Raw genomic sequence first — 24683 nt, forward strand, 5'->3', positions numbered from 1 at the left:
TCCTGCCCCGTCGCCGTGCGGGACGGTTGGCTTTTAGTGTGCCCAACCGAAGCTAAGCGGAACAGATAATTCCGCCGATTGTCACGACCGACGGTAGCGAGTGAAGAGGAATCCGGCCTCCTCCAGTACCGACGCCAGGGCGAACCGCTCCGGCACCGGAACGGCGGGGCCGTTCATGATCCTCGGCGCATCGCCCACGGCGACCACCGGAGCCAGCGACAGACACAGCTCGTCCAGCGCACCGGCCGCCGCGAACTGCCCCAGCAGCATCGGCCCGCCCTCCGTCAGCAGCCGGGTGTGACCGCGCCCGGCCAGCACCCCGGTCACCCGGGCCGGGTCGACGCCCTGTCCCTCACCGGCGAACAGCACCTCGGCGCCCGCGGCACGGGCCGCGGCCACCCGGTCCGGCGGCGCGCCCGCGCCGGTCAGCACCAGGGTGGGGACCAGCGGCTCGGTGAACAGCGGCAGGGTGAAGTCCAGCCCGAGGCCGGCGGTGACCACGGCGATGGCGGGGGCCGGTCCCTGGCCGGCCGCGGCCCGGCGGCCGGCGAACGCCTCCCGGGCGCGGGCCGGCCGGTAGCCCTCCTGCCGCACCGTCTCCGCGCCCACCACCACCGCGTCCGCGAGCCCCCGGAGCACCCCGAAGATCCGCATGTCGGCATCGCTGGAGAGCGGCTGCGAGCGGCCCTCGTGGTGGGCCGCGCCGTCCACGGAGGACACCATGTTCGCGCGCAGCCAGCCGGTGCGCCCCGAGCGCACCGGGTCGTCCGTCGCCGGGTACGCGTAGGCATCGGCCAGCTCGTCCAGCGTCCACTCGCGGTCGTGCGGGCCCAGCGGCTCCACCACGGTGTTCTCGCTGTCGGGGACTGGTGCAAAGGGGGCGGTGAGGGGGAACAGGCGTCGCATGGCGGCAGTGTGACATGCCTCGCTCACCGGACCGGCGGCCACCGCACAGGAGATAGGCTGGACGGCTGTGTCGCCTTCCCAGTCCACTTCCCCGCAGCCCGACCCGATAGCCGGACCGCCGGCCGACGGGGACGACGCGGCGCCCGCCGCGCTCACCGCTCGCGCCCCGCACGTCCCGGCCGACCATCTGGTGGCCGAGATGGTGCCGCCGCCGCGCTTCCAGGGCGCGCGCTTCGACACCTACATCCCGGACCCCAAGCAGCCCAGCCAGGCCGAGGCCGTCCAGGTCCTGAGCGACTTCGCGGAGAGCATCGACGGCGGGCAGGCGGGCTCGGGCAAGCGGCGCTGGTTCGCCAGGAAGCCCGCGGCTCCCCGGGGCCCGCGCGGCGTCTATCTGGACGGCGGCTACGGCGTCGGAAAGACCCATCTGCTCGCCTCCCTGTGGCACGCCACCCCCGCCCCGGCCGAGCGCAAGGCCTTCGGCACCTTCGTCGAGCTGACGAACCTCGTCGGGGCGCTCGGCTTCCAGCAGACCGTGCGCACCCTCGGCGACCACAAGCTGCTGTGCATCGACGAGTTCGAGCTGGACGATCCCGGTGACACGGTCCTGGTCTCCACCCTGCTCGGCAAGCTGGTGGACGCCGGTGTGGCGCTGGCCGCCACCTCCAACACGCTGCCCGGCAAGCTCGGCGAGGGCCGGTTCGCCGCTGCCGACTTCCTGCGGGAGATCCAGGGCCTGAGCGCCCACTTCCGTCCGCTGCGGATCGACGGCGAGGACTACCGCCACCGCGGCCTGCCCGAGGCGCCCGCCCCGTACGACGACGAGACCGTCACCCGCACGGCGTACCGCACGCCCGGCGCCTCGCTCGACGACTTCCCCTCCCTGCTGGAGCACCTGTCCAAGGTGCACCCCAGCCGCTACGGCGCGATGTGCGACGGCATCGAGGCGGTCTGCCTCACCGATGTCCAGGCGGTGCCGGACCAGTCCACGGCGCTGCGCCTGGTCGTTCTCGCGGACCGGCTCTACGACCGTGAGGTGCCGGTGCTGACCTCCGGCAAGGCCTTCGACGAGCTGTTCAGCGAGGAGATGCTGCGCGGCGGCTACCGCAAGAAGTACTTCCGGGCCATCTCCCGGCTGACGGCGCTGGCGCGCGACGCGGGTCCCCTGGTGGCCGACGGCACCCGGTAGGCCGTCTCCGCGGCGACACCCGGGCCGCCGCCTGGTTCCCGGCGGCCCGGCACCGTGGTACACACGAGCGGGTCACGTCACCTGTCCGCCAACAGGGAGTTGCCCATGTCCGCGACACGACGTCAGATCCTGGCGAGAACCGGAGCGCTGGGGGCGGGAATCGCCTTCTCGGGAAGCCTCACGGAGCTCTTCACGGGGACCGCGACCGCACAGAGCATGGGACAGCGCGGCTACGGCCCGCTGGTCCCCGACCCGCACGGCCTGCTCGATCTCCCCAAGGGCTTCCGCTACCGGGTCCTCTCCAGGGAAGGCGACCCGCTGCGCTCCGGGGAGGGCAAGGTCCCCAGCAACTGCGACGGCATGTCCGCCTTCCCCGGTTCTCCGGGGCACCGCGGCGGGACGTTCCTCGTCCGCAACCACGAGAACCGCACGGGCTCCCGCCAGGCCGTCCCCACGGTCCGCGATCTGACCTACGACCCCGGTGGGGAGGGCGGCTGTACGGCCCTGGAACTCGCCCCGGACCACTCCGTCCGCTCCGAGCGGGTCGCCATCGCCGGTACGTCCACCAACTGCGCGGGCGGCCACACCCCTTGGAACACCTGGCTGACCTGCGAGGAGACCGAGCACCGGGCCGGCGAGGAGAACTACACCAAGGACCACGGCTTCATCTTCGAGGTCGATCCGTACGACCCGCGGCGCACCGGCGCCGTCCCGCTGACCGCGATGGGCCGCTTCCAGCACGAGGCGATCGCCGTCGACCCCCACACCGGCACCGTCTACGAGACCGAGGACGCCTTCGAGAAGCCGTTCGGCCTCTTCTACCGTTTTCTGCCCAAGAAGCCGATGGGCGGCCGCGGTTCGCTCCGGGCGGGCGGCCGTCTCCAGGCGCTGCGGGTCCCCGGAGTGCCCGACCTGTCCACCGTCCAGCAGCCCGGTGCCACCTTCGATCACGTCACCTGGGTGGATGTGCCGGACCCGCTCGCCCGTGAGACCCCGATCCGCTTCCAGGACTTCGGGCCCGGCGGCATCACCCACGCCCAGAAGCTGGAGGGCTGCTACTGGGGCGGCTCCTGCGTCTACTTCGTCTCCAGCTTCGCGCACCGCAAGGACGGCTCGGCGGCCGACCACTACGGCCAGGTGTGGAAGTACGACCCGAAGAAGCGGCGGCTGACCCAGGTCGTCGCCTTCGGCCCGGGCAGCGACCTCCAACTGCCCGGTGAGTCCCCCGACAACATCTGCCTCGCGCCCAGCGGCGGCCTGATGGTCTGTGAGGACGGCGAGGGCGCCCAGCACGTCTTCGGCCTCACCCGGCGCGGCGAGGTCTATGCGATGGCGCGCGGCCGACAGAACATCGGCACCCCGGAGAAGCCGGAGTGGGGCGAGTTCGCGGGGGTGACCTTCTCGCCCGACCACCGGACGATGTACGTCAACTGCTATACGCCGGGGACCACGTTCGCGGTGACGGGGCCCTGGCACCACTGACCCCGCGGGACCCCTGACCCCACGGCACCACCGACCCCGCGGACCGCCGGTCAGCCGGAGCAGGCGGACCGCTGGGCCTCCTGCCATTCGCACACCGGGCAGAGCACGATGCCGGGCCGGTCGACCGGGTACTCGGTCGGCCGGCCGCACTGCAGACAGTCCGCGCAGGGGGGCGGGGTGGCGGGGGCGAGTTCGGCGTATGGGGGCGTACCGGTGGGCTCGGGGGCGGCGGGGTGGTCGGCAGGGGCGGGCATGGTGTCGAGCGTACGGCTGCTCCCCCCACCCCCGAACCCACCCCCCGCCCCCTCCCCCGAAGGGGGAGAGGGGGAGGGGGCGGGGGAGAGCTCCGGTGGGCGCGGAACCGAGAAATCCGGTGCGGCTCCGAGCCCTCGCCCCCTCCCCCGCCGTTCGGCGCGCGCCTTACCCCCTGCGGGAGCTGAGGGCGCAGGCGACGGCGGTGGCGGCGGCCGCGATCAGGGCGGTGCCGGCGAGCGGCAGCCAAGGGGTGGTGATCGTGCCGTGCAGGGAGCCGGTGACCAGGTCCGAGATGGCGGCGTTGGCGGGCGACGCGCCCAGCACGAGCAGCAGCAGCGCCGCGAGCGTGCCCACCGGGATGCTCCAGCCGGGGCTGCGCAGCACCGGCCAGTTGCTCAGCGCGCCGATCGCGGTGCCCATCAGCAGGCACGCCAGCGCAGCGAGCAGCCCGGCGAGAGCAGCGGGCGCGACTGGCACCACCTGATGGTCGGTGGAGTGCGGGTCGGAGATCAGCAGGACCACAGCCGTACCGATGAGGGCGAGCAGCACCGTGGTGCAGACCGCGGTCAGCACACCGGCGAGGTGGGCACGCCCCGGCCCGGCGGCCGCCGCGGTGCAATTGCGGGCAGCCGGCGGCTCGTTGGTGACACAGACCCGGGTCAGCCATACGGCGGCCGGCAGCAGACCGCCGGCGGCGTAGCCGAACCCGTCGAGGATCGGGCCGCCGCTTTGTACGCCGATGGCCAGCCAGGCGGCGTAGAGGATCACCGGCGGCAGCCAGCGGTGCGAGCCGATCAGCAGCGCCGCCTGATAGCGGAGGAGAGCAATCACGGGTGGGGAGCCTCGTCGGGTGCGGGGGCGAGTGTGGGTGTGGGCGCGGCTGCAGGGGCGTCGGCAGTGCCGGATCCGGAGCCGACATCGGTGGCGGTGCCAGGACCACTCCGCACCCCCGCCTCCGCCCCCGCTCTGCCGACCGACCGGATATGCCACGGCGGCCGTGCGGTGAGCAGGGCGCGCAGCAAGGCATCGGAGTGGACGGCGGGGACCGTCAGCCGGGTCGTGCCGTCCGGCTGCGGCACGACCTCCGGCGCGCCGGGCAGTCGTGGTGCTCCGGCGGACGAGCGCTCCGTCCCGCCGGACAGGGCGGCTCCCGGTGCGGCCTCGGCCTCGATGATCACCCGGGGGCCCGGCGCGGACGCCGGCTCCTCCCCCGGGAGGCTCTCCTCATGGGGCAGCAGCCGCCCGTCCACGACCCGGTAGCGGGCGTCGGCCGCGCCCGCCAGCCGCTGCGGGTCATGGTCGACGAACACCACGGTGCCGCCGTCCGCGACCCGCTCGGCGACGGCCCGGTCGAGTACCTCCCGGGCGCCCTGGTCCAGGCCGGTCCAGGCCTCGTCGAGGACCAGGAGTTCGGGTTCGGCGAGCAGCGCCTGGGCGACCGCGACCTTCTGGCTCGTCCCCTTGGACAGTTCGGCCAGCGGGGTGCGTGCGTGCCCGGCCGCCCCGAAGCGGGCGAGCCATTCGGTGGCGCGGCGGGCCGGTTCGGGGCCGCGCAGGCCGTGGATACGGCCGAGGTGCGTGAGGTAGCCGACGGCCGTGAAGGGCAGCGCGGACGGGAAGCGTTCGGGCACGTAGGCGCTGCGCGGGCGGCCGGTGATACGGCCGGTGGTGGGCCGGTCGATCCCGGCCAGCAGCCGCAGCAAGGTGGATTTCCCGCTTCCGTTGGTCCCTTCGATGCGCAGCAGCGCACCGGCGGGCACGTCGAGCTGCACCTCGCGCAGCACCCAGGGCCCGCGCACCCCGTAGCGCCGCCCTACCCCGTCGAGCCTCATGCGTTCCGGCACCTCCACCGTCCCTGGGCGGCCCCGCCCGCTCCGCCGTTCCCGACGGTAGCCGGACCGGCCACCCGGCGCCCGTCCGAGAGCGCGGTCCGCCCCGTCGGGCGGCAACCGGGGTCCGTGCAGACGGCGTTGGCCTGCTCGCCCGCCGCCCGGTGGGCGATCCGGCAGGTGGGCGGCGAACGGTGGCGGGGGTCTGTCGGTGGCGGCTGGCAGACTGTTCGGGTGACCAGCACAGAGACCGCCGGACAGCCCGGCAACGACTCCGAGGGCCCCGTGGGCCGCGCAGACCGCGAGGCCGGCGCAGAGACCGACCCGGACGCGGCGCCGCAGTTCGTGCTGCCGCTCGTCGCGCGGATCGAGCGGGCCGAGCCACCGGCGCGTACGGACGCGCTGGAGACGGCGGCGCGGGCGGTGCTGGTGCTGTTGTCGGACGAGCGGTCGGCCGGGGACGGCGAGTGGGCCGCGGCGGTGCGGGACTGGCAGGACGCCCGGATCCGGAAGGTGGTGCGGCGGGCGCGCGGCGCGGAGTGGCGGCGGGCCGAGGCGCTGCCGGGCATCACGGTCAGCGGTCACCGCGCCGAGGTGCGGGTCTTCCCGCCGGTGCCGCTGGACGGCTGGCCCAAGGACCTGGCGCGGCTGCAGGTGTCGGGCACGGAGCTGGACGATCCCGAGCCGCCCGGGGCACCCGCCGAGGACGCGCCGGTGCTGTGGCTCAATCCCGACCTGGAGATGTCGGCGGGCAAGGAGATGGCGCAGGCCGGACACGCGGCGCAGCTGGCCTGGTGGGAGCTGTCCGAGGAGGAGCGGGCGGCCTGGCACGCGGCCGGGTTCCCGCTGTCCGTACGGTCCGCCGGGCGCGCGCAGTGGGAGGAGCTGACCCGCAGCGGTCTGCCCATGGTGCACGATGCCGGGTTTACGGAGATCGCCCCTGGGATCACTTTCGCAGTCGACGGGGTGGACCGCGTCAGGGCTCTCCCGCGCTGACGACGGCTATGGGTGGACTCCTGCGGATCGGGCTGCCGCGGCGAGGTTCGTCCCGTGCAGGGTTCGGTGTGCCGCGCCTGGGCCAGGGCGCGCTCCTGGCATGACACGGTCGTCCTGAGCAGCAGGCCCGGGGCCGTCGAGGGCCTCCGGAAAACCGTGCAGGAGCCTGCTTTTCCGCCGGCCGGAGGGCCCTGCACGACGGCGACGCGGCCCCCGCCCGCGGACGATGCGGTGCACGGCCGGACGATGCGGTGCACGGCCGGGCGAGGACGGTGCGGGCCGTCCGCGTCCGGTCCGGTCCGTGGAACCCTCGTCCGGTTGCCGTGTGGTGAGCAGGCGGCCCGGCACCGGGTCACCGGGACCCGGCTCCTGCTGGAACGGGCCGGGCACCCCCTCGCGGCTGCCGTCAATCGACATCGGCCGCCGGCATCTGTGCGACGCCGGCGATGTCGTCGTACTCCTTCTGCAGGTGGTCGGGGCGCCCTGCCTGGACCGTCAGGAAACCCCCGATCCCGAACAGCCCGCTTTCCTTGCGGGCGGCGAGCTTCTCCTCGAAGACGCGGCGCGGCATCCCCTCGGTGTAGAGGGACTTGCCCATGAGCGGAAGCTGGATGTTCACATTGGCCTCGGGGTCGCGCACCGTGCCGGGCGGGTCCTCGCCCCTCGCGACCTGTTCCATCGCCTCGAAGTACCTGCGCCGCAGCAGGGTGATGCCCTTGTCGCTGCGCCCCAGGCTCTCCGTGGTCCGGTCCGCGACGGCCCCTTGGCCCACCCATGCGGAGAAGTCCTGGTTCCCGGTGTGCGAGGTGAGGATCTCGCCGGTGTCCGGGTCGGTGAGCGGGCCGTACCAGAACGGGATCTCGTCCTGGTCCTGCTTCCCCGCGGGCACGTCGTCCGGCAGCACCGAGTACTGCCACGTGATGTTGAGGGTGCGCCGGTCGTCCACCGGGACGCGGAACTCGATGGTGTTGCCGGAGGCCAGCGTGTACGGCCAGAGACAGAGGATGCCGCCCTCGCTCACGTCGTTCGTGCCCGCGTACGTTCCCTTGGGCGGGACGACGGGGGTCTCCACGACCCTGCCGTTGACGAAACCGTGCTCGAACTCCAGGAAGTCGATGGACAGATGCGTCGGCACGTACTCGGGATCGGCCGGGCTGCTCCGTACGGCATTCCCGTTCAGGTGCAGCCACTCGAAGTGGACGGGGTCCATGCCGTTCTCATGGCACTGGAACCAGTTGCACGGGAGCTCGGTCATGATGATCTCGACGAAACCGTGCCCCCAGCTGAAGAGCTCGAAGTCGGGCAGCAGCGGCGCCGGATCCGGGCCCAGATAGGCCCAGATCAGGCCGCCGAGCGTCGCGGTGGGGTAGGCGCTGACGCCGGCCTTGTCGCGGAACCCTCCGGACGGGCCCGCCTCTTCGAACGGCTGGCTGGCGCACCGCCCTTCCGAGTCGAACGCCCAGCCGTGGTAGGGGCACCGCATGATGTCGCCGTCGACCCACCCGGTGCTCAGATCGGTGCCCCGGTGGGGACAGTGCCGAGAGATCAGGCCGTGACTTCCGTCGGGCTTGCGGAACAGTACGAGGTCTTCACCGAGCAGCTTGACGGGCTTGACGCTCCGCCGGCCGAGTTCCAGGACCGGAGCTATCGGATGCCAGTACCGACGCAGCAGTTCGCCCATCGGCGTACCGGATCCCACTTCCGACAAGATCTGGTTCTTCTTGGCTGAGAGCATGTTGGTCCCTTCACCTTGCAGAGTGCGGTCGTGCGAGAGCTCCACGGACGCCTGGGGCACTGTTCCTGAACCATGGCCGGTACGTTGGCGCGCCCAGCTGTCACATAGCCGTGGAGCATGCCGCTCGTCGAGATGGCCCCCCGTGGGACGGCCGGCTCCGGGCCCCGTCCCGGATCGATCACGGCCGCGCCTGAGATCCCGGACCCAGCCATCATGCGGCGACCCGCACCGCGTTATCCACCCGCAGCTTTTGCACCCAAAACCTGCATGACGAATTGACCTTGTGCCGACGGACGCGCATGCGCTACGGGCGGTCAGGAGTGAAGATCCACGACCGTCAAACGGTCGACATCGGTCGCATCCGCAGTACCTCGGACCTCAAATCTCCCTCAAATAATCACACTCTGGCATCGCTGGCGCACATGATGACGACGCACAACCAGGACGGAGCCGGAGACAACGGGGGCGATGCCCATATGGGCATCCACATCGGCACAAACACGTGGGCCCAGCAGTGCCCACGAACCGACAGGTGGCAGGACGACCGCACTTCACCACCCCAGGTCCGGGGCCGGCACCAAGAAGCGCCGCACACTCAGGACCACGGTGGCCACAGCACACGGGGAGCACACGATGAACGGGGAAGCACTGCGGGCGCTGTTATCGGAGCGGCGAGCTTCGGTGGCACCGGAAGCACACGGACTCAGTCGCCCCAGCGGCAAGGGACGACGCGCGGCCGGACTCGCCCAGCATCAGATCGATCTCCTTCTCAACCGCGGGCCGGGCACCTACCAACGGCTTGAGTCGGGCAACTACCGGAATCCTCCCGTCGGCCTCCTGCACGATCTCGCCCTCCTCCTGCATCTGTCCGAGTTGGACTGGGTCGCGCTGTGCCGTTACGCCGGCATCGGTGATCCGCCCTGCCCCCTCTCCCCGCAGTCCGGGGAGGAGGTGCCCACCCCCTGGAACGACGCCGTCAAAGGCATCTCGCACGCGGCCTGCCTCATGAGCGCTTCCTGGAACGTCCTGGCCCACAACCAGCCCTTCGAGGACATCTTCGCTCCCGGTACGTGCCCCACCAACACCCTGCAGTGGATGCTCTTCGACGGCCGGTACCTCCTGTCCGACTGGGCCGCCTCCTGGGCCCCGCAGATTCTGCCCCTGCTGCGCTCCGACCTGGCCGCCCGGCCCCAGGACGACGTGCTGCGGCGGCTCGAGGCGTCCGTGCTCACCGACCCGGTCGCCGGGCGGCTCTACACATCAGCCGGCGCCGCCGTCGACCCCTACGGGGAACGCCCCCTGATGCACGCCCGGCTCGGTCCCGGTTGGATCAACATGTGCTTGGCGCATCCCCTGTCGTCCCCCGGGGCGCGCCTGTGCATCCTCATGTTCCGTCCTGCGAAGGCCCGTTCGGCCACCCCCATGCCGCCCAGGAACCAGGGTTCGGCCCTCCCCGCGCCGGAGCGGGCCCCGGAACAGAGCCGGGTGAAGGTACCGGCCTGACGGCGGCGGACGACGCCCGAAGAGACACGGCGCAGCACAAGTCCCGGGATCAGGGGCCCCGCCGTGCCTCGACGTCGCACCGATAAGCGGCGAATAAACCAGCAGTCTTTTGGGGGTAAAAGACAGCGGTGGATAACGGAGCGCCGGCGCCCTTACGGTGAATGGCATGAGCGTTACCGTCTGGTCACGGACCGGGCGGTTCGCCAGAGCACCGCCCGTCCCAGCCGATTCCGGCACGATGGCCCTCCGTCGAACTGACCCTGTGGCCACCTTCTTCTGCAACGAAGGACTCCGGTGCAACCCTCGTTCGACGCTGCCAGTGTTTCCTCACGGAGGGCTTTCTGATGCGAACTCCCGCGGTCAAGAGCGTGCTTTTTGTCGGAGGGAAGCGGACCGAGGCACTGGAGGCGGCCCGCAACGCCGGGCTGCAGGTCATCTACGCCGGCCCCACATCCGATATGAGCCGGCAGCATCACGAGCTGGTGGACGCCGCGTTCCTGTTCCCCGAGTTCTCACCCGAGCTTGCCTTTCGCGTCGCCGTGGGGCTGCGTGAACATCTTCCGTTCGACCTTGCGTACACGGCCGGCGATGCGTACCTTCAAACCGCCGCACAGATCAACGACGAACTCGGGCTGAAATCAAATCCGTTGCGTGCGGTCTCCGCGGTCAACGACAAGGCCCTCATGCGGGAAGTCCTGCGCGAGATGCCGGTGGGCCAGGTCGCGTCCGCGGAAATCCGGAACCGGTCCGATCTCGAGCGATTCGCCACATCGAACGGCTTCCCGCTCATCCTCAAGCCGAGCCGGGGAAGCGCGAGCAAAGACATCCATATCATCTCTGGCCCGGCCGAACTCCGCGAGATTGCCGCCGGTCTGGAGACCGCCGGGGACGACGCGCCGAAGGACACGGCACCCTGGGTGGTCGAGGAGTTCCTGACGGGCAGGGAATTCAGCGTCGAGACGCATAGCGCGGCCGGTGTCCACCAGATCCTCGCCGTCACCGAGAAGTTCACGAACGAGCACCGGGTCGAGATCGGCCATGTGGTGCCTGCGCGGATCACCGCCGCGGAGCACACCCAGCTCACCGACGAGACGACATCCGTACTGACCGCCCTCGGCGTGGCGGAGGGACCGGCCCACACCGAACTGATCCTCACCGCCCGGGGCCCCCGCCTCGTCGAGACGCACACCCGTCCCGGTGGCGACGCGATCGTGGAACTGATCAAGATCGCGACGGGATACGACATCCATGAGATGACCTTCTCCTGGCTGTCCGGCAAGCCCCCGGTCGTGGCGCACGACCCGCAGGCCGGGGGTGCGGCCATCTGGTTCCTCACGGCCGAGCGGGGACGCGTGACGGCCGCCGGCGGCGAGGCGGAAGCCCGGGCGTCCGAAGGAGTGCGGTTCGCCTCGCTCTCGGCGGCCGCGGGCGACGTGGTCGCCGAGGTCCGCAGCTCCGACGACCGGCACGGCGAAGCGCTCGCCGTCGGCGACGACGCGGACAGCGCGCTGCGCAACGCGCGGGAAGCCATCGGCCGCCTCGTGGTCGAAGTCGAGCCCCTCGGCCACGACTGACACCAGGAGTGCCGGCGCGGTCCGGCCGCGAGATCCGCCGGACCGCCTCCTGTCCTGCCCTGCGACGACTCATCCAAGGAACGAGCACAGATGACGACGAACACCACCCCCTCCGGACAGCCGCAGCCCGGCAAGCCGCTCCTGCTCATGGTGGGCAGTGGGGGCCGGGAATGGCGCGAGTACGTGCTGCGGGCCATCGTCACCAGGTACCGGCTGCATCTGCTGTGTCCCGCGCCGCCCTCCTGGGAGAAGCCGTACATCGACGGGTACACCGTGGTCGACACGCTGGACGCCCCGGCGATGGCCGACGTCGCCCGAGCCAGTGGCGAGACCTTCGCGGGCGTGCTGACGTACGAGGAGACGCGGGTCGAGTCCGCCGCCGAGCTGGCCACCTCGCTGGGGCTGCGCACCAGTCCGCGTGCGGCGGTGAACGCCTGCCGGGACAAGTACCTCGGCCGCGTCGCGCTCAAGGAGGCGGGAGTCCCGCAGGCCGAGTCCATCGCCGTCGCCGACCTGGCGCAGGCCCGGGCGGCCGCCGAGCGGATCGGCTACCCCGTGGTGGTCAAACCCCGCGCCCTCTCCGCCAGTTGCGGCGTGACCTTCGTGGCCGGACCGCACGAGCTGGCGGATGCCTACCGGGAGGCGGGCCGGATCTGGTTCGACGAGGTGCCGCGCTCCGAGGCGCCCATCCTCATCGAGGAGTTCCTCGACGGCCCGGAGATCAGCGTCGAGGCGCTCTGCCGCGACGGACAGCTCACCGCCCTGTTCGTGGCGCGCAAGGAGCTCGGCTACGCGCCCGGTTTTGAAGAGGTCGGCCACACCGTCCGGGCGGACGACCCGCTGCTGCACGACGAGAACCTGCTCAAGGTCCTCCAGGACGCCCATACCGCGGTAGGGCTCACCGACACCGTGACCCACACCGAACTCCGGCTGACCGCGCGCGGACCGAAGGTCGTGGAGATCAACGCCCGGATCGGCGGCGACCGGATCCCCTACCTGGGCGGACTCGTGACCGGCATGGAGATCGGCCTGGTGGCGGCGGACCTGGCCGCCGGCGTGGTGCCGGAGATCCCGCAGCCCACCGGCTCGTCGACGGCCGCCGTCCGGTTCCTCTACCCCGAGCGGGACCTGAAGCTCGAGGCCATCGAGATCGACGAGGCCGCACTGCCCGCCTCGATCCATGAAGTACTGCCGCTTGCGGACCCGGGCAAGGAGCTCTGGCTGCCGCCCGTGGACAACGCCCGCTCGCGCTACGCCCTCGTCATCACGGTGTCCGAGAGCGAGAAGGACTGCGCGGCCGCGCTCGACAAGGCGGCCGCCGCGATAACGGCCAGGGGTATTCCGCTGTCCTGAGATCACCCGACAGCACCCACCACCGAAACGCTGGGGGAACGCACAGTGTCGAGAGTCATAGCCATCGTCTCCGGTGGCATGGATTCCGTGACCATGGCTCATCAGCTCAAGGAGCAGGGCAATGAGGTGCACCTGCTGTCAGTCGACTACGGCCAGCGCCACCGCAAGGAGCACGACTTCGCTGCGGCGGCGGCCGAGCGGCTCGGCGCGGCACACCGGATCGCGGACCTGAGCGCCGTCGGCGCCATGTTCCGCGGCTCCTCGCTCACCGACCCCACGGTCGACGTACCGGAGCAGACCTGGGAGGGATTCGGCGAGAGTCCCAACATCGTCCCGAACCGCAACGCGCTGCTGCTCGCCGTCGCCTTCGCGATCGCCGTCGTGGAGAAGGCCGAGGCGGTGGCGATCGGCATCATGGCCGGCGACGCCACGTCGGTCCCCGACAGCACCCCGGCCTTCCTCGACTCCTTCATCGCCATGGAACGCCTGGCGACCAAGGGATACGCACATCCCGACCTCGACCTGCTCGCCCCGCTGGCGGGGCTGCAGAAGAGCGACGTCGTCGTGCTCGGCGAAGAGCTCCGCGTCCCGTGGACGCAGACATGGACCTGCCTGCGCGGCGGAGAAGTCCACTGCGCTCGCTGCGCGGCCTGCTGGGAGCGCCAAGAGGCCTTCGCCGAGGCCGGTGTGGACGACCCGACCGCCTATCAAAGGAACAGAGGATGACTCTGCGCATCACCAAACAGTTCGCCTTCTCGGCCAGCCATCAGCTGGACGGACTGCCCGAGGGACACCAGTGCGGCCGTCTGCACGGCCACAACTACATGGTGGAGGTCGAACTCAGCGCCCAGCGGGACCAGCTCACCGCCCCCGGCTTCGTGCGTGACTACGGAGATCTGGCCAGGCTCAAGGGATGGATCGACGAGCAGCTCGATCACCGGCACCTCAACGATGTCGTGAAGGAGGGGAACCCGTCGGCTGAGAACCTCGCCATCTTCATTTATGAGCAGTGGTACACGGACTATCCCGAGCTCACGGCCGTACGCGTCTCCGAGACGCCGAAGACATGGGCCGAGTACCGGCCCTGACGTTTTCGTTGCGCAAGGTACCTGAAACAGCATTCAGCTAAAAGGGGGTGATGCCTTGTGGAACCGGAGCTTGTTGTCAACGAGATCTTCGGCCCCACCTAGCGCCTTCCAAGGCGAAGGACGCTCGATCGGCCGTCGATGCGCATTCGTGCGACTGGGCGGCTGCAACCTCTCGTGCCGGTGGTGCGACACTCCGTACACCTGGGACTGGACCGGAATCAGCGATACGGGGATCAAGTTCGACCCCAATGAAGAGCTGCACCGGATGCCGGTCGGAAAGGTCGTGGAGAGACTGCTCGACTATGCGGTCGGGCTGGTCGTAATTTCCGGCGGAGAGCCTCTCAATCAGCAGAAACGACTTGTGTCGCTCGTCGACGAACTGACGCGTCGCGGTGTTGAGATCGAGATAGAGACCAATGGTACGAGGGTGCCCGACAAGCGCCTGATAGACGCCGGCGTACGTTTCAATGTCTCTCCGAAACTTTCGCACGCCGGAGATCCCGCCGAACGGCGCATCGCGCCGAAGGCCTTGCGGGCCCTGGCCGGGCTGCCTTCCAGCACTTTCAAGTTCGTCTGCCGGGAGGTCGCCGACCTCGACGAAGTCGCCGAATTCACGAACACATTCGGCATCGCTTCTGTCTGGGTCATGCCCGAGGGGCAGAGCAGGGAAGAAGTGGACGACCACATGCAAACGCTGGTATCGGCGGTCATCGACCGTGGCTGGAATGTCACGACCAGGCTGCACACCCTGGTCTGGGGACAGAAGAGGGGAGTCTGAGGGTGCTCAGCAAAAAGATCGAGGACCAGCTCCTGACCATCGGTCCCGGGACCGCCGGCGCGGCCGCGCCCGATCCACTCGAGGACCTTGCCCGGCAGCTCCTCACGGAGATCGGCGAGGACCCGGACCGCGAGGGCCTGCGGGACACGCCGGCCCGCTACGCACGGTGGTGGCGCGAGTTCACCGGCTACGACCCCGGCACCATCGACACGCTCTTCGAGACGACGTCCTCGGGGCAGATGGTGGTGGTGTCGGACATCAAGGTGTGGTCGCTGTGCGAACACCACCTGCTGCCGTTCAACTGCTCGCTGACCATTGCCTACCGGTCCGCCAAGCAGCTGCTCGGACTGTCGAAGTTCGCCCGGATCGCCCATCAGCACGCCCACCGGCTGCAGGTGCAGGAGCGCCTGGTGTCGGGCATCGCGGACGACGTGATGAGCATCACCGAAGCGCCGGACGTCGCCGTCATCGGCCAGGGCGAGCACCTGTGCATGACCATGCGCGGGATCAGGACCGTCGGCCTGATGACCTCCACCTCGTTCCACGGGGTGTTCGCCGAGGACAGCTCCGCCCGGTCCGAGCTGCTCTCCCTCGTGCGCTGAGCCCCGGCTCCTCCGACAGCCGGCTGCGCCACGTCAGTCCGTCGTCGCGTCAAGAGAGTGGAACACCTTCATGCCAGACACGTTTCCTGTGATCGACCTCCGGGACGCCGAGCGGGGCCCCGGGGCACGGGCCGAGTTCCTGGACCGTCTGCGGCGGTCCGTTCACGACATCGGCTTCTTTCAGCTGGTGGGGCACGGCGTAACCGGCGCGGCCGAACTGCTGGACCTGTCCCGTACGTTCTTCGCGCTGCCGGACCAGGAGCGCCGCAAGCTCGACATCCTCAACTCCCCGCACTTCCGCGGCTATTCCGAGCTCGGCCGGGAACGGACACGCGGTGTTCCCGACCAGCGGCAGCAGCTCGACATCGGCCCCGAGCGGCCCGGCGGCCGCCCAGGGCCCGGCGAGCCGGCGTACCGCTGGTTGGCCGGCCCCAACCAGTGGCCGGCCGGCCTGCCGGAGCTGCAGCCCGCCGTCCTGGACTGGATGGACCAGCTGACGGGGCTCTCCCACCGGCTGCTCCGGCTGATCCTCGAATCGCTGGAGACGCCGGTGGACTTCCTGGACGCGGTGGTGGACCCCGATCCGCAGGTCCACTTCAAGCTGCTGCACTATCCGGGTCCCGCCGAGGCCGCCGAGATCGCCCCCGCGGACCAGGGGGCAGGCATCCACAAGGACCTGGGGCTGCTCACCCTGCTCGTCCAGGACGATGTGGGCGGGCTCCAAGTAGCCGTGGAGGAAGACCACTTCGTGGACGTGCCTGTGGTTCCGGACGCGTTCGTGGTGAACCTCGGCGAACTGCTGGAAGTCGCCACGCGCGGCTACCTCAGGGCCACCGTCCACCGGGTCGTCCGGCCCGCTCCGGGTGTCGACCGGTACTCGATGCCGTTCTTCTACAGCCCCCGCCTCGAAGGGTCGATGCGGCCGCTCCCGACCCGCTACGTCAGCGAGGCGGACGGTGTGGTCGTCGACCCGGACAACCCGCTGTTCGCCTGCTACGGCGACAACGTGATGAAGGGGCTGACCCGGGGGTTCCCGGAGCTGATCGCCCGCCACCACCCCGGCCTGCTGGCCGGCGCCGACCAGTGAGGCCCGGGCCGGCTCCGCTCCGGCAGCACTCTCCCCAAGGAGTAAACAGTTGAGCAACCGCAAGCCGGCCGTCCTCCTGGTCGACCCCGTGACGGTCGGAGTCGGCTACAAGCAGGCGGTCCGGGACATGGACATGAGCGTCGTGTCGCTGTTCACCAACGAGCCGGCGGACCTCAAGGTGACCTGGCCTCACCACGCCGAGGGCGACGACGTCTCCCTCTACGCCACCGAGGCCGCCGAGGTCCTGACCGCTCTCGCGGGCATCGACTACGAGATCAGGGCCGTCGTCCCCGCCTCGGAGTCCGGGGTGCACCTCGCGAGTGTCATCGCCCACGAACTGAGCCTGCCCTGCAATGACGTGGAGCTGGCGCGGGCCAGGCACGACAAGTCCCTGATGCGGGACCACGCGGCCGCGCAGGGCCTGCGCATCCCGGCCTACCGCCTGGTGCACGACCCCTCCGAGGTCCGGGAGGCCGCCGAGAGCATCGGCTACCCGGTCATCGTCAAGCAGTGCGACGGCGCCGGCTCCATCGGCGCCACCCTGGTGCCCGACGCCGCGAGCGCCGAGAACTTCCAAGTCGTCGAAAAGACCAACTACTTCGGCTGGACGGTCGACGCGTGGCTGGTCGAGGAGTACATCCGGGGCCGTGAGTTCGCGGTCAACGCCTTCAGCAGTGACGGCGACCACCGGGTGATCGACATGTGGGAGTACCGCAGGCCCGACGACCGGGACTACGACTTCCCCCTCTGGGACAACGTCCAGGCGGTGCCCGACGATCCCGACTGGGCCAGGATCGAGGAGTACGTCTGCCAGGTGCTCACCGCGTTCGGAGTGCGCCGTGGCCCGAGCCACACCGAGGTGAAGGTCAACGCGGACGGCGTCTTCCTGATGGAGGTGGGGGCCCGGCTCCCCGGCGGCCCGGCCACCGACCAGTGGTCGGAGTTCACGGACGTGCGTCCGTTCCACGACACCCTGGAGTGCTACCTGGGACGGCGTCCCGCCCTCATGGACAAGCCCATCAACAGCCGCGCCATGTTCGGCGCGATCGCCATCCACAACGAGGTCGGACCCGGCACCCTCGTGGCCATGCACGGCCTCGAAGAGGTCAGGAACCACCCGGGTGTCGACAAGGTCCTGGTCTCCTACGAACCGGGCGATCACGTGCCGCCCACCCGGGACACCCTGTCCATCCCGCTGGGCGCCTGGGTCTCGGGCCCCGACCAGGAGTCGGTGGTGCGCGTGCTCGCGGCGATCAGGGCCATGGTCGACCTGGAGATCACGCCGGATCAGCCGGCCGACTGACGGTGACCGCCCCGTTCCCGGACGGTTCTCCCGATCCCGTCCGCAGGCGATCCCATCCCATCCCATCAGCAGAGGAAGAAGAACTCAGCATGGACGTGCGCAAGATCGACGAGACAATCGGCAAGTTCCTCGCGGAGAACTACACCCCTGAACGCGTCGAGCAGCTGGCGGACCGGTTCTTCCACAAGGGCGTGGTGAAGTTCGACGAGAGCGCCCGCCTCGTCCCCGCGGAGATCATGACCGCCGTCCAGGCGGAGGCCGACCGGCTGATCGACGCACACAAGGAGCGCCGCGACCTGCTGCTGCGCACCACGGGGAACACCCCGCGCAAGATGAGCGTGGTCAAGAGCGAGGACATCGAGCAGAGCGAGCTCATCCGCACCATCGCCACATCGGAGTCGTTCCTCGGCTTCCTCGGCCGCATCGCCCGTGAGCCCATCATTCCTCAGGTCTCCACGGACGAGCGCTACCTGATCACCCACCAGGAGTTCAAGGCGGACACCCACGGGTGGCACTGGGGCGACTACAGCTTCGCCCTCATCTGGGCCCTGCGGATGCCGCCCATCTCCTGCGGCGGCATGCTCCAGGCCGTGCCGCACACGCACTGGGACAAGAGCAACCCCCGCATCAACGAGACCCTCTGCGAGCGTCAGATCGACACGCACGGACTCGTCTCCGGAGACCTCTACCTCCAGCGCACCGACACCACGCTGCACCGGACCGTCCCGCTGACCGAGGACGGCGCGGCTCGCACCATCCTCAACATGACCTGGGCGGGCGAGCGTGACCTCGACAAGCCGCTGATCGGCAACGACCGCTGGTGGGAGAACCCGGAGGCGAAGGCCGCCCAGGCGGTGAAGTAGGGCCCGTTGCCGACCTTCGACCCGAAGCAAGGGTGAGGCCGCCGTGGACCCGGCGCCGTTCCCGAGGGGCCGGGCACGCATACCCGATGCGCGTGCCCGGTCCCCGTCGTTGATCCCTCCGGACGGAACCTGACTGACGTGACCAGTAGCCAGATCGCAGCCTTCTTCCTCGACGTCGCGCTGATCGCCGTCATGGCCTGGGTCGGTGGCACCGTGGCCCGTCGGTGCGGCCAGCCCGCCGTCATCGGTGAGATCGTGGCCGGCATCCTCCTCGGGCCCACCCTGCTGCACGGGTCGTTCACGGAGACGGTCTTCCCCCTGGAAGTGCGGTCCGAGCTCGGCGCCCTCGCCGACATCGGCCTCATCCTGTTCATGTTCGCGCTCGGCATGGAGTTCGACTGGTCCGCCAAACGCTCGGTCCGGCGCACCTCGCTCTCCATCGCGGCCTGCGCGATGGTCGTCCCGTTCGCGGCGGGCGCGGGCCTCGGCCTGTGGTGGGGGCCCGGCCAGGCCTCGGCGAGCAAGCTCGACCACGTCCTGTTCATGGGCATCGCGCTGTCGGTGACCGCGTTCCCCGTACTGGCCCGGATCATCGAGGACCGCGGCATCTCCCGTACGCCGCTCGGCCAGTTGGCGGTGGCGAGCGCCGCGCTCTGCGACATCTTCGCGTGGGTCCTGCTCGGCGTGGTCATGCTCCTGTGCGGCAGCGGCGCGCCCTGGCGCCTGATCTGGTTCGTCCCGTACGTGATCTTGATGATCACCGTCATACGTCCGCTGCTCCGCCGGGTGATGCGCAGGACGAGCAGCGAACTCGACATCATCGTCTCCTTCGTGGGCGTGCTCGCGTCCAGCGCCGCCACCGAGTGGATGGGGCTGCACTTCATCTTCGGCGCCTTCGTCTTCGGGGTCGTGCGGGCGCACGCCAAGCGCGGGCTGCCCGAGAAGGTCGACGTCCGGCTCCGGCAGGGACTCGGCTCACTGGGCAGCAGGCTCTTCATGCCGATCTACTTCGTCGTGGCCGGCTGGAAGGTGGATCTCTCCAGCCTGGGGCCGTCCCAACTCCTGGACCTGTCGGTGCTGTTGGTCGCCGCGACAGCCACCAAGTTCCTCGCCGCGGCCGGCGCCGCCCGGCTCTCCGGGATGAGCCCGCGGGAGTCCGCGGCCATCGGCGCCCTGATGAACACGCGCGGACTGACCGAGCTGATCGTGCTGACCGCGGGCCACGAGATGGGGCTCCTCGACGACTCCATGTACACGCTGCTGGTGGCCATGGCCGTGCTCACCACGATGTGCACCGGACCGATCCTGAAGCGGCTGCTGCCTCCTGCCGACCGCTCCGGACCGGACGTGTCGGCCGCGCCCGCCGCGCTCCCCGCGGAGCCCGGCCCCGCGCGGGCGCAGTAGCGTAACTCCCCCCTCGACGGCGTCCGTTGCGGTCCGAAGCACGGAGCAAGGAGTCCAGACGATGACTGCCGAACCCGAAGTGGTGCCCGAGGCCGCGCCGCGCGGTCCGCTGCACAGCTACCGGGAACTGAAAAAGGTGCCCGGGTTCTGGCGGATCGTCGCGGTCGGCATGGCGTCGAAGCTGCCGACCAGCATGGTCGAGCTGAGCCTGCTGCTTCTGGTCGGCCGAACGTACTCCTACGGGACGGCAGGCCTGGCGGTGGCCTGCCTCGCGATAGGCCAGGGCGTGACCGCCCCGCTGCGCGGCCGGCTCATCGACCGGCACTCCCCCCGCGTGGTGTTACTCGGCTGCCTCGCGGCCTACACCGCGGCGACCGTGCTGCTGATCCTGGCGGCATCCGACCACGGCCCCGCCCCCGCGGTCCTGGTGACGTCCGCGGCCCTGGGGGCCGCCTCGCCGCCGACCGCCGTCCTGATGCGGACCGTCTGGCACCACGCCGCCGAGCACGACATGCTCACCACCGCGATGGCCCTCGACTCGGCCATGATGGGCACGGCGCTGATCACCGGCCCCGTGCTGGCCAGCTGGCTCAGTCTGTCGTTCTCCGGGGTCGTCCCCTTGATCGTCATCGCGGTGATGACCGCCGTCGTGGTGTTCCTGCTGCTCGACACCCCGGCCTCACCGCGGCCGGCCGTACGGCGTCACTGGCTGGGCCCGCTGACCTCCGCGCCGCTGCGGCGCCTGCTGATCGCGGACGGGCTCTTCGTCCTGGCGGTGACCGCCACCGACGTGCTGCTGCCGATCTACGCCAAGGAGTACGACGCGGCGGTGTACACCGGCGCCTACCTGGCCGCCCTGTCCATCGGCAGCGTGCTGGGCAGCCTCGTCCTGGGTGCCGCGCCCCGTCTCCTGGCCCACGGCCCCAAGCTCTCCGTGCTGCTCTGCGTCTTCGCGGCGGGAGGCGGCACCCTCGCCCTCGCCGCCCAGTTCTCCCCCCTGGCGGTCCTCGTGCTCTGCCCGGTGGCCGGACTGGTCCTCGGCTCCGTGTTCGGCACGCTGCGGACGGTGGGAAGCGACCTCGCGAAGGAAGGCGAGGTCACCGAGACGATGTCCTGGCTCACCAGCCTCGACATGGCGGGCGGTGCCGTGGGCGCCGCGGTCTTCGCGCACCTCGCCGTCACCGAGGGCAGCCGGACGGCGCTCATGCTGGTGCCGGTGGTGGTCCTGCTGAGCGCGGTGGCAGGCTGGTCGGCGCGCTCGCCGTCGGCCGAGCAGGGCTGACGGCGGCGAGGCCCTTCCCTCGCGGGTCCCCGCCGCCCGTGCCCCGCCCGCGCCGAGGCGCCGGGCGGCCCTGTGGTGTCATGGAGGAAGCTCAAATCAACCTCTGAACTCGTCCGCTGCGGGGTTCGGTGTGCCGCGCCCGGGCCATGACTACCCACACCACGGAGCAAGAGGGGGAGCCATGGAACGCCTGGGTACGGGGATCGGCTGGCGGCCGGAAATCGCCGCGGAGATCGCGGAGCTGCCCGGGGTGGACTGGGTGGAGGTGGTGGCGGAGAACCTCTGCCCCGGCCATCTGCCGTACGCCCTGCAGGAGTTGCGCGAGCGCGGCATCACCGTCGTCCCGCACGGGGTCTCGCTCGGCCTCGGCGGCGCCGAGCGTCCGGACGCCGGCCGGCTGACCGCACTCGCCGAACGCGTCGAGGCGCTGGCCGCACCGCTGGTCACCGAGCACATCGCGTTCGTCCGGGCCGGCGGTCCGCTCACCGCCTCCCCGCGCATGGAGGCCGGGCATCTGCTGCCCGTGCCGCGCACCCGTGACGCGCTGGACGTGCTGTGCGAGAACGTACGCATCGCCCAGGAGGCCCTGCCGGTGCCGCTGGCGCTGGAGAACATCGCCGCCCTCATCAACTGGCCGGGCGAGGAGCTGACCGAGGGGCAGTTCCTGACCGAACTCGTCGAGCGGACCGGGGTCCGGCTGCTGATCGACGTCGCCAACCTCCATACGAACCACATCAACCGGGGCGAGGACCCGGCGGTCGCTCTCGACGGGCTGCCGCTCGACGCCCTGGCGTACGTCCATGTCGCGGGCGGTGTGGAGCGGGACGGGGTGTGGCACGACAGCCATGCCCACCCGGTGACCCGGCCCGTGCTGGACGTCCTGGCCGAACTGTGTGCCCGGACCGAACCGCCCGGTGTGCTGCTGGAGCGCGACGAGGACTTCCCCGAGGGCGCGGAGCTGGCCGGTGAACTCGATGCGATACGCACCGTGCTGAAGGAGGCCCGCCATGCCCAGGCGGCTTGAGCCGACGGCGGGGACCGCGCCGGACCCCCGCACCGCGCCGGACGACGACACCGCGCCGGGCGTCCCGGGAACGACCGGCGGCGCAGGCGGCAACGGGGACGGGGACAGCAGCACGGGCCCGGGCACGGGCACCGACGCGGCGCGGCAGCGGCTGGCGCTGGCGCAGACCGCGCTGCTGTCCGCGCTGGTCGCCGGGACGCCGCCGCCCGAGGGCTTCGACCGCGTACGGCTGCGGGTGCAGAGCCGGGCGCTGACCGCCAAGCGGGCCGACGTCGTCGCCAAGGTCGCGCCGGAGCTGCCGGAGATCCTCGGCGCGGACTACCGGGCCGCGTTCCTCGGCTATGCGCGGCACCGGCCCATGAGCGGCGGCTACCGCCAGGACGCCCTGGACTTCGCGGCGCATCTGCTGGCCCAGGGCCGCCCTCAGGACCCGGCCGCGCGCGAGCAGTTGACGCGCTGGTGGCGGGACCGCGCGGGCCCGAAGCCGCCGTCCGCCCGGCCCCTGGCCCGGCTGGCGCGCGCCGTGCGGCGCGTCCTGGGCAGAGGGTGACCACGATGTCCTTCCCCGCATGGATCTACCTGGGCCTCGCGCTCTCGTCGCTGGTCCTCCTCTTCGGCACGGTCCTGGTGCGTCTGCGGACGCCGTCCGTCCGGCGGCGGGACGCCCTGTCCCACGACGTGTGGGAGACGGCGTTCCTGGCCGGCGGCCCCGGGCGGGTGGCGGACGCCGCGATCGCCGGGATGCACGAGGACGGCCGGCTGGCCGTGGGCGGTCCGGGAGTGGTGACCGTCCGCCAGGCCTTCGCCCGTGACGCGGTCGAGGCCGCCGTACTGGACGCGGTCGCCCGGACGCCCGGCGGTGCACTGGCGGCGCTGCGCGCCACGGCCATGCGCAGCCCGGCGGTCCAAGGGGTCGGCGACCGGCTGGCGGCCCGCGGGCTGCTGCGCCGCCCGGAGCTCGGCCGGGGCTGGCGGCGGCTGGCGAGCGCTCAGATGACGGCCTGTGGGGTCGTCTTCTTCGTCGCGGTGGTGCTCTCCTTCGCCGGGAGCGGGACGGACGGCCCGCCGCCGGTCGTGCGGACGCTGCCCGCGCTGATCGGTGGTCTGGCCGTCGCGTCGCTGTGCAAGAAGGCGTTCACCCGCCGGATCACCAGGGCGGGGGCCTCCGCCCTGCGCTCGGCGAGGGTGGCCGTCCCCCGAGGGGGCGGTGGCGTGGGCGGCGGGGCCTGGCAGCCCGCCGCGCTGGTGGTGGCGCTCGGCGGTACGGCGCTGGTCGCGGACGAACTGCTGCGGCAGCAGTTCGAGGAGGCGCAGCGGGCCACGGCCGCCGCGTCGGGCGGCGGCTCCGGGTCGTCCGGCGGCTCGTCGGCCGTCGACGGCGGGGGCGACTCGGGGAGCGACGGCGGCTCCTGGTGCGGCTCCTCCGACGGCGGTTCCGGGTCGGGCTGCGGCAGCAGCGGTTCGTCCTGCGGCGGCGGCTCGTCGTGCGGGGGCGGATCGAGTTGTGGCGGCGGGTCGGGCTGCGGGGGCGGCGGCTGCGGCGGGAGCTGAGGCCCCGGCGCGTGCCGCCGCCCGTATGGTGAGAAATTTTGTGGCGGTATTTGTACTCATCCCGTAGAACCTCGGCTATGTGGCTCTTCTTCTTCCTCCTCGCCGTGGCGGCGGCGGCCCTGTCCTGTGCGCTGCTGTGCCGTGCCGCGGTCGCCGCCGCGCGCACCACCCGCCCGGCGCCCGGGGCCGTCCCGGGCCCCTCCGCCGAGGGCGACCGTGCCGGGCTGACGCTCTATGAGGTGGCCTATCTCTCCGGCGGCCCGCACCGGCTCGCCGACCTCGTCCTGGTGCTGATGGCCCAGCAACGGCGGCTGCTGCTCACCGACACCGGGTGGGCCACCGTCGTCGACCCGGTCGGCAACGACGCCGTCGAGCGCGCCACCCTGACCGCCATCGGTCCCGGAGGACAGTGCCGCATACCGCGGATACGGGAGTCCCTCGTCGGCGATGTCGCGGTGCGGGAGGTGGCCGACCGGCTGGTGTCCGACGGGCTGGCGCTGCCCGTCGCGGTCCGCCCGGGCATCGCCACCGGCGTCCGCCTGGTGAAGGGCGCCGCCGTCCTGGTGCTGCTGTGCGCCGCCGCTGCCGCCTGGATGGCACCGGCCGAAGCGGACCAAGGGCTGCTCCTGGGCTGGTTCGCGCTCCCGCTGATCGTCACCCTCGGCAGCTGGGCGGTGGCCCGCTTCGAGCTCCACCCGTACAGCGACTGGGCCACCGATGCCGGCGGGCAGCAACTGCCCCGTCCTTCCGGCTCCCCCGCCCCTCTTCCCTCTCTCACCTCGTTCGCCCTCTGCGGCCCCAATGCCCTCACCGACCCCACCTTGCGCGCCGCGCTCCACTCTTCCGGGGCATAGCCTCCGACACCGGTGCCAGGTGCTT

Annotated in this window: 22 protein-coding genes and 1 pseudogene; 18 read left to right on the forward strand and 5 right to left on the reverse strand. The window is 71.2% G+C overall.

What is annotated here, in order from left to right:
• Positions 1-81: 81 nt before the first annotated feature.
• Entirely contained in the window at positions 82-906 is an 825-nt protein-coding gene (locus Scani_RS00505; RefSeq protein WP_159468897.1) for a pyrimidine reductase family protein, read from the reverse strand.
• Between the two features lie 67 nt (positions 907-973).
• On the opposite strand from Scani_RS00505, the gene zapE reads away from it, so the two are divergent.
• The gene (gene zapE / locus Scani_RS00510) at positions 974-2095 is read left to right on the forward strand and encodes a cell division protein ZapE (RefSeq protein ID WP_371872286.1); all 1122 of its coding nucleotides are present in this window, start codon (positions 974-976) and stop codon (positions 2093-2095) included.
• A 105-nt stretch (positions 2096-2200) separates the two neighbouring features.
• Positions 2201-3577: an alkaline phosphatase PhoX gene (locus Scani_RS00515; protein WP_159468899.1), complete on the forward strand. Its 1377-nt coding sequence runs from the start codon at positions 2201-2203 to the stop codon at positions 3575-3577.
• Between the two features lie 50 nt (positions 3578-3627).
• On the opposite strand, the gene Scani_RS00520 is transcribed toward Scani_RS00515, so the two are convergent.
• From Scani_RS00520 to Scani_RS00530, 3 genes are all read right to left on the reverse strand, one after another.
• Positions 3628-3831: a hypothetical protein gene (locus Scani_RS00520; RefSeq protein ID WP_159468901.1), complete on the reverse strand. Its 204-nt coding sequence runs from the start codon at positions 3829-3831 to the stop codon at positions 3628-3630.
• Positions 3832-3997: 166 nt separating this feature from the next.
• On the reverse strand, positions 3998-4663 hold the full coding sequence (locus tag Scani_RS00525; RefSeq protein ID WP_159468903.1) for an ABC transporter: 666 nt from the start codon (positions 4661-4663) through the stop codon (positions 3998-4000).
• The gene (locus Scani_RS00530; protein WP_159468904.1) at positions 4660-5664 is read right to left on the reverse strand and encodes an ATP-binding cassette domain-containing protein; all 1005 of its coding nucleotides are present in this window, start codon (positions 5662-5664) and stop codon (positions 4660-4662) included. Before Scani_RS00530 ends, Scani_RS00525 begins: the two co-directional genes overlap by 4 nt.
• 231 nt (positions 5665-5895) lie before the next feature.
• Between Scani_RS00530 and Scani_RS00535 the strand changes: the two genes are divergently transcribed.
• Positions 5896-6657, forward strand: coding sequence for an aminoacyl-tRNA hydrolase (locus Scani_RS00535; RefSeq protein ID WP_159468905.1), 762 nt, complete (start codon positions 5896-5898; stop codon positions 6655-6657).
• Positions 6658-7063: 406 nt separating this feature from the next.
• Here Scani_RS00535 and Scani_RS00540 read toward each other — a convergent pair whose 3' ends face one another.
• Positions 7064-8392 carry a Rieske 2Fe-2S domain-containing protein gene (locus Scani_RS00540; RefSeq protein WP_159468906.1) on the reverse strand — a complete coding sequence of 443 codons (1329 nt, stop codon included), beginning with the start codon at positions 8390-8392 and terminating at the stop codon, positions 7064-7066.
• Positions 8393-9025: 633 nt separating this feature from the next.
• On the opposite strand from Scani_RS00540, the gene Scani_RS00545 reads away from it, so the two are divergent.
• The 15 genes and pseudogenes from Scani_RS00545 to Scani_RS00615 all read left to right on the forward strand — a co-directional run bounded on the left by Scani_RS00545 (position 9026) and on the right by Scani_RS00615 (position 24658).
• Positions 9026-9895: an MmyB family transcriptional regulator gene (locus Scani_RS00545; protein ID WP_159468907.1), complete on the forward strand. Its 870-nt coding sequence runs from the start codon at positions 9026-9028 to the stop codon at positions 9893-9895.
• 344 nt (positions 9896-10239) lie between these two features.
• The gene (locus Scani_RS00550; protein WP_159468908.1) at positions 10240-11469 is read left to right on the forward strand and encodes an ATP-grasp domain-containing protein; all 1230 of its coding nucleotides are present in this window, start codon (positions 10240-10242) and stop codon (positions 11467-11469) included.
• A gap of 90 nt (positions 11470-11559) precedes the next feature.
• Positions 11560-12822: an ATP-grasp domain-containing protein gene (locus Scani_RS00555; protein WP_246295381.1), complete on the forward strand. Its 1263-nt coding sequence runs from the start codon at positions 11560-11562 to the stop codon at positions 12820-12822.
• Positions 12823-12867: 45 nt separating this feature from the next.
• Positions 12868-13548, forward strand: coding sequence for a 7-cyano-7-deazaguanine synthase (locus Scani_RS00560; RefSeq protein WP_159468909.1), 681 nt, complete (start codon positions 12868-12870; stop codon positions 13546-13548).
• Positions 13545-13910 (forward strand): 6-pyruvoyl trahydropterin synthase family protein, encoded by a 366-nt coding sequence (locus Scani_RS00565; RefSeq protein ID WP_159468910.1) that lies wholly within the window; start codon positions 13545-13547, stop codon positions 13908-13910. The genes Scani_RS00560 and Scani_RS00565 overlap by 4 nt, the downstream gene beginning before the upstream one ends.
• A gap of 148 nt (positions 13911-14058) precedes the next feature.
• Positions 14059-14688 carry a 7-carboxy-7-deazaguanine synthase QueE gene (locus tag Scani_RS00570; RefSeq protein ID WP_246295385.1) on the forward strand — a complete coding sequence of 210 codons (630 nt, stop codon included), beginning with the start codon at positions 14059-14061 and terminating at the stop codon, positions 14686-14688.
• A 2-nt stretch (positions 14689-14690) separates the two neighbouring features.
• The gene (folE, locus tag Scani_RS00575; RefSeq protein ID WP_308686544.1) at positions 14691-15290 is read left to right on the forward strand and encodes a GTP cyclohydrolase I; all 600 of its coding nucleotides are present in this window, start codon (positions 14691-14693) and stop codon (positions 15288-15290) included.
• A gap of 70 nt (positions 15291-15360) precedes the next feature.
• The gene (locus Scani_RS00580) at positions 15361-16377 is read left to right on the forward strand and encodes an isopenicillin N synthase family dioxygenase (protein WP_159468911.1); all 1017 of its coding nucleotides are present in this window, start codon (positions 15361-15363) and stop codon (positions 16375-16377) included.
• Positions 16378-16426: 49 nt separating this feature from the next.
• A complete protein-coding gene (locus Scani_RS00585) occupies positions 16427-17680 on the forward strand; it encodes an ATP-grasp domain-containing protein (protein WP_159468912.1) in 1254 nt (417 codons plus the stop codon).
• Between the two features lie 89 nt (positions 17681-17769).
• Complete coding sequence (locus Scani_RS00590; protein ID WP_159468913.1) at positions 17770-18543, forward strand: HalD/BesD family halogenase; 774 nt, start codon at positions 17770-17772, stop codon at positions 18541-18543.
• A 138-nt stretch (positions 18544-18681) separates the two neighbouring features.
• A complete protein-coding gene (locus Scani_RS00595) occupies positions 18682-19947 on the forward strand; it encodes a cation:proton antiporter (RefSeq protein WP_159468914.1) in 1266 nt (421 codons plus the stop codon).
• A gap of 61 nt (positions 19948-20008) precedes the next feature.
• On the forward strand, positions 20009-21229 hold the full coding sequence (locus Scani_RS00600) for an MFS transporter (RefSeq protein WP_246295388.1): 1221 nt from the start codon (positions 20009-20011) through the stop codon (positions 21227-21229).
• A gap of 181 nt (positions 21230-21410) precedes the next feature.
• Positions 21411-22803 (forward strand): annotated as a pseudogene (locus Scani_RS00605) (MbnB/TglH/ChrH family RiPP precursor modification enzyme).
• Positions 22804-22808: 5 nt separating this feature from the next.
• Entirely contained in the window at positions 22809-23804 is a 996-nt protein-coding gene (locus Scani_RS00610; RefSeq protein ID WP_159468915.1) for a TIGR04222 domain-containing membrane protein, read from the forward strand.
• A 77-nt stretch (positions 23805-23881) separates the two neighbouring features.
• On the forward strand, positions 23882-24658 hold the full coding sequence (locus Scani_RS00615; RefSeq protein ID WP_159468916.1) for a TIGR04222 domain-containing membrane protein: 777 nt from the start codon (positions 23882-23884) through the stop codon (positions 24656-24658).
• Positions 24659-24683: the final 25 nt, after the last annotated feature.

Origin of the sequence: Streptomyces caniferus (assembly GCF_009811555.1) — a bacterium.
GTDB classification, from domain to species: domain Bacteria; phylum Actinomycetota; class Actinomycetes; order Streptomycetales; family Streptomycetaceae; genus Streptomyces; species Streptomyces caniferus.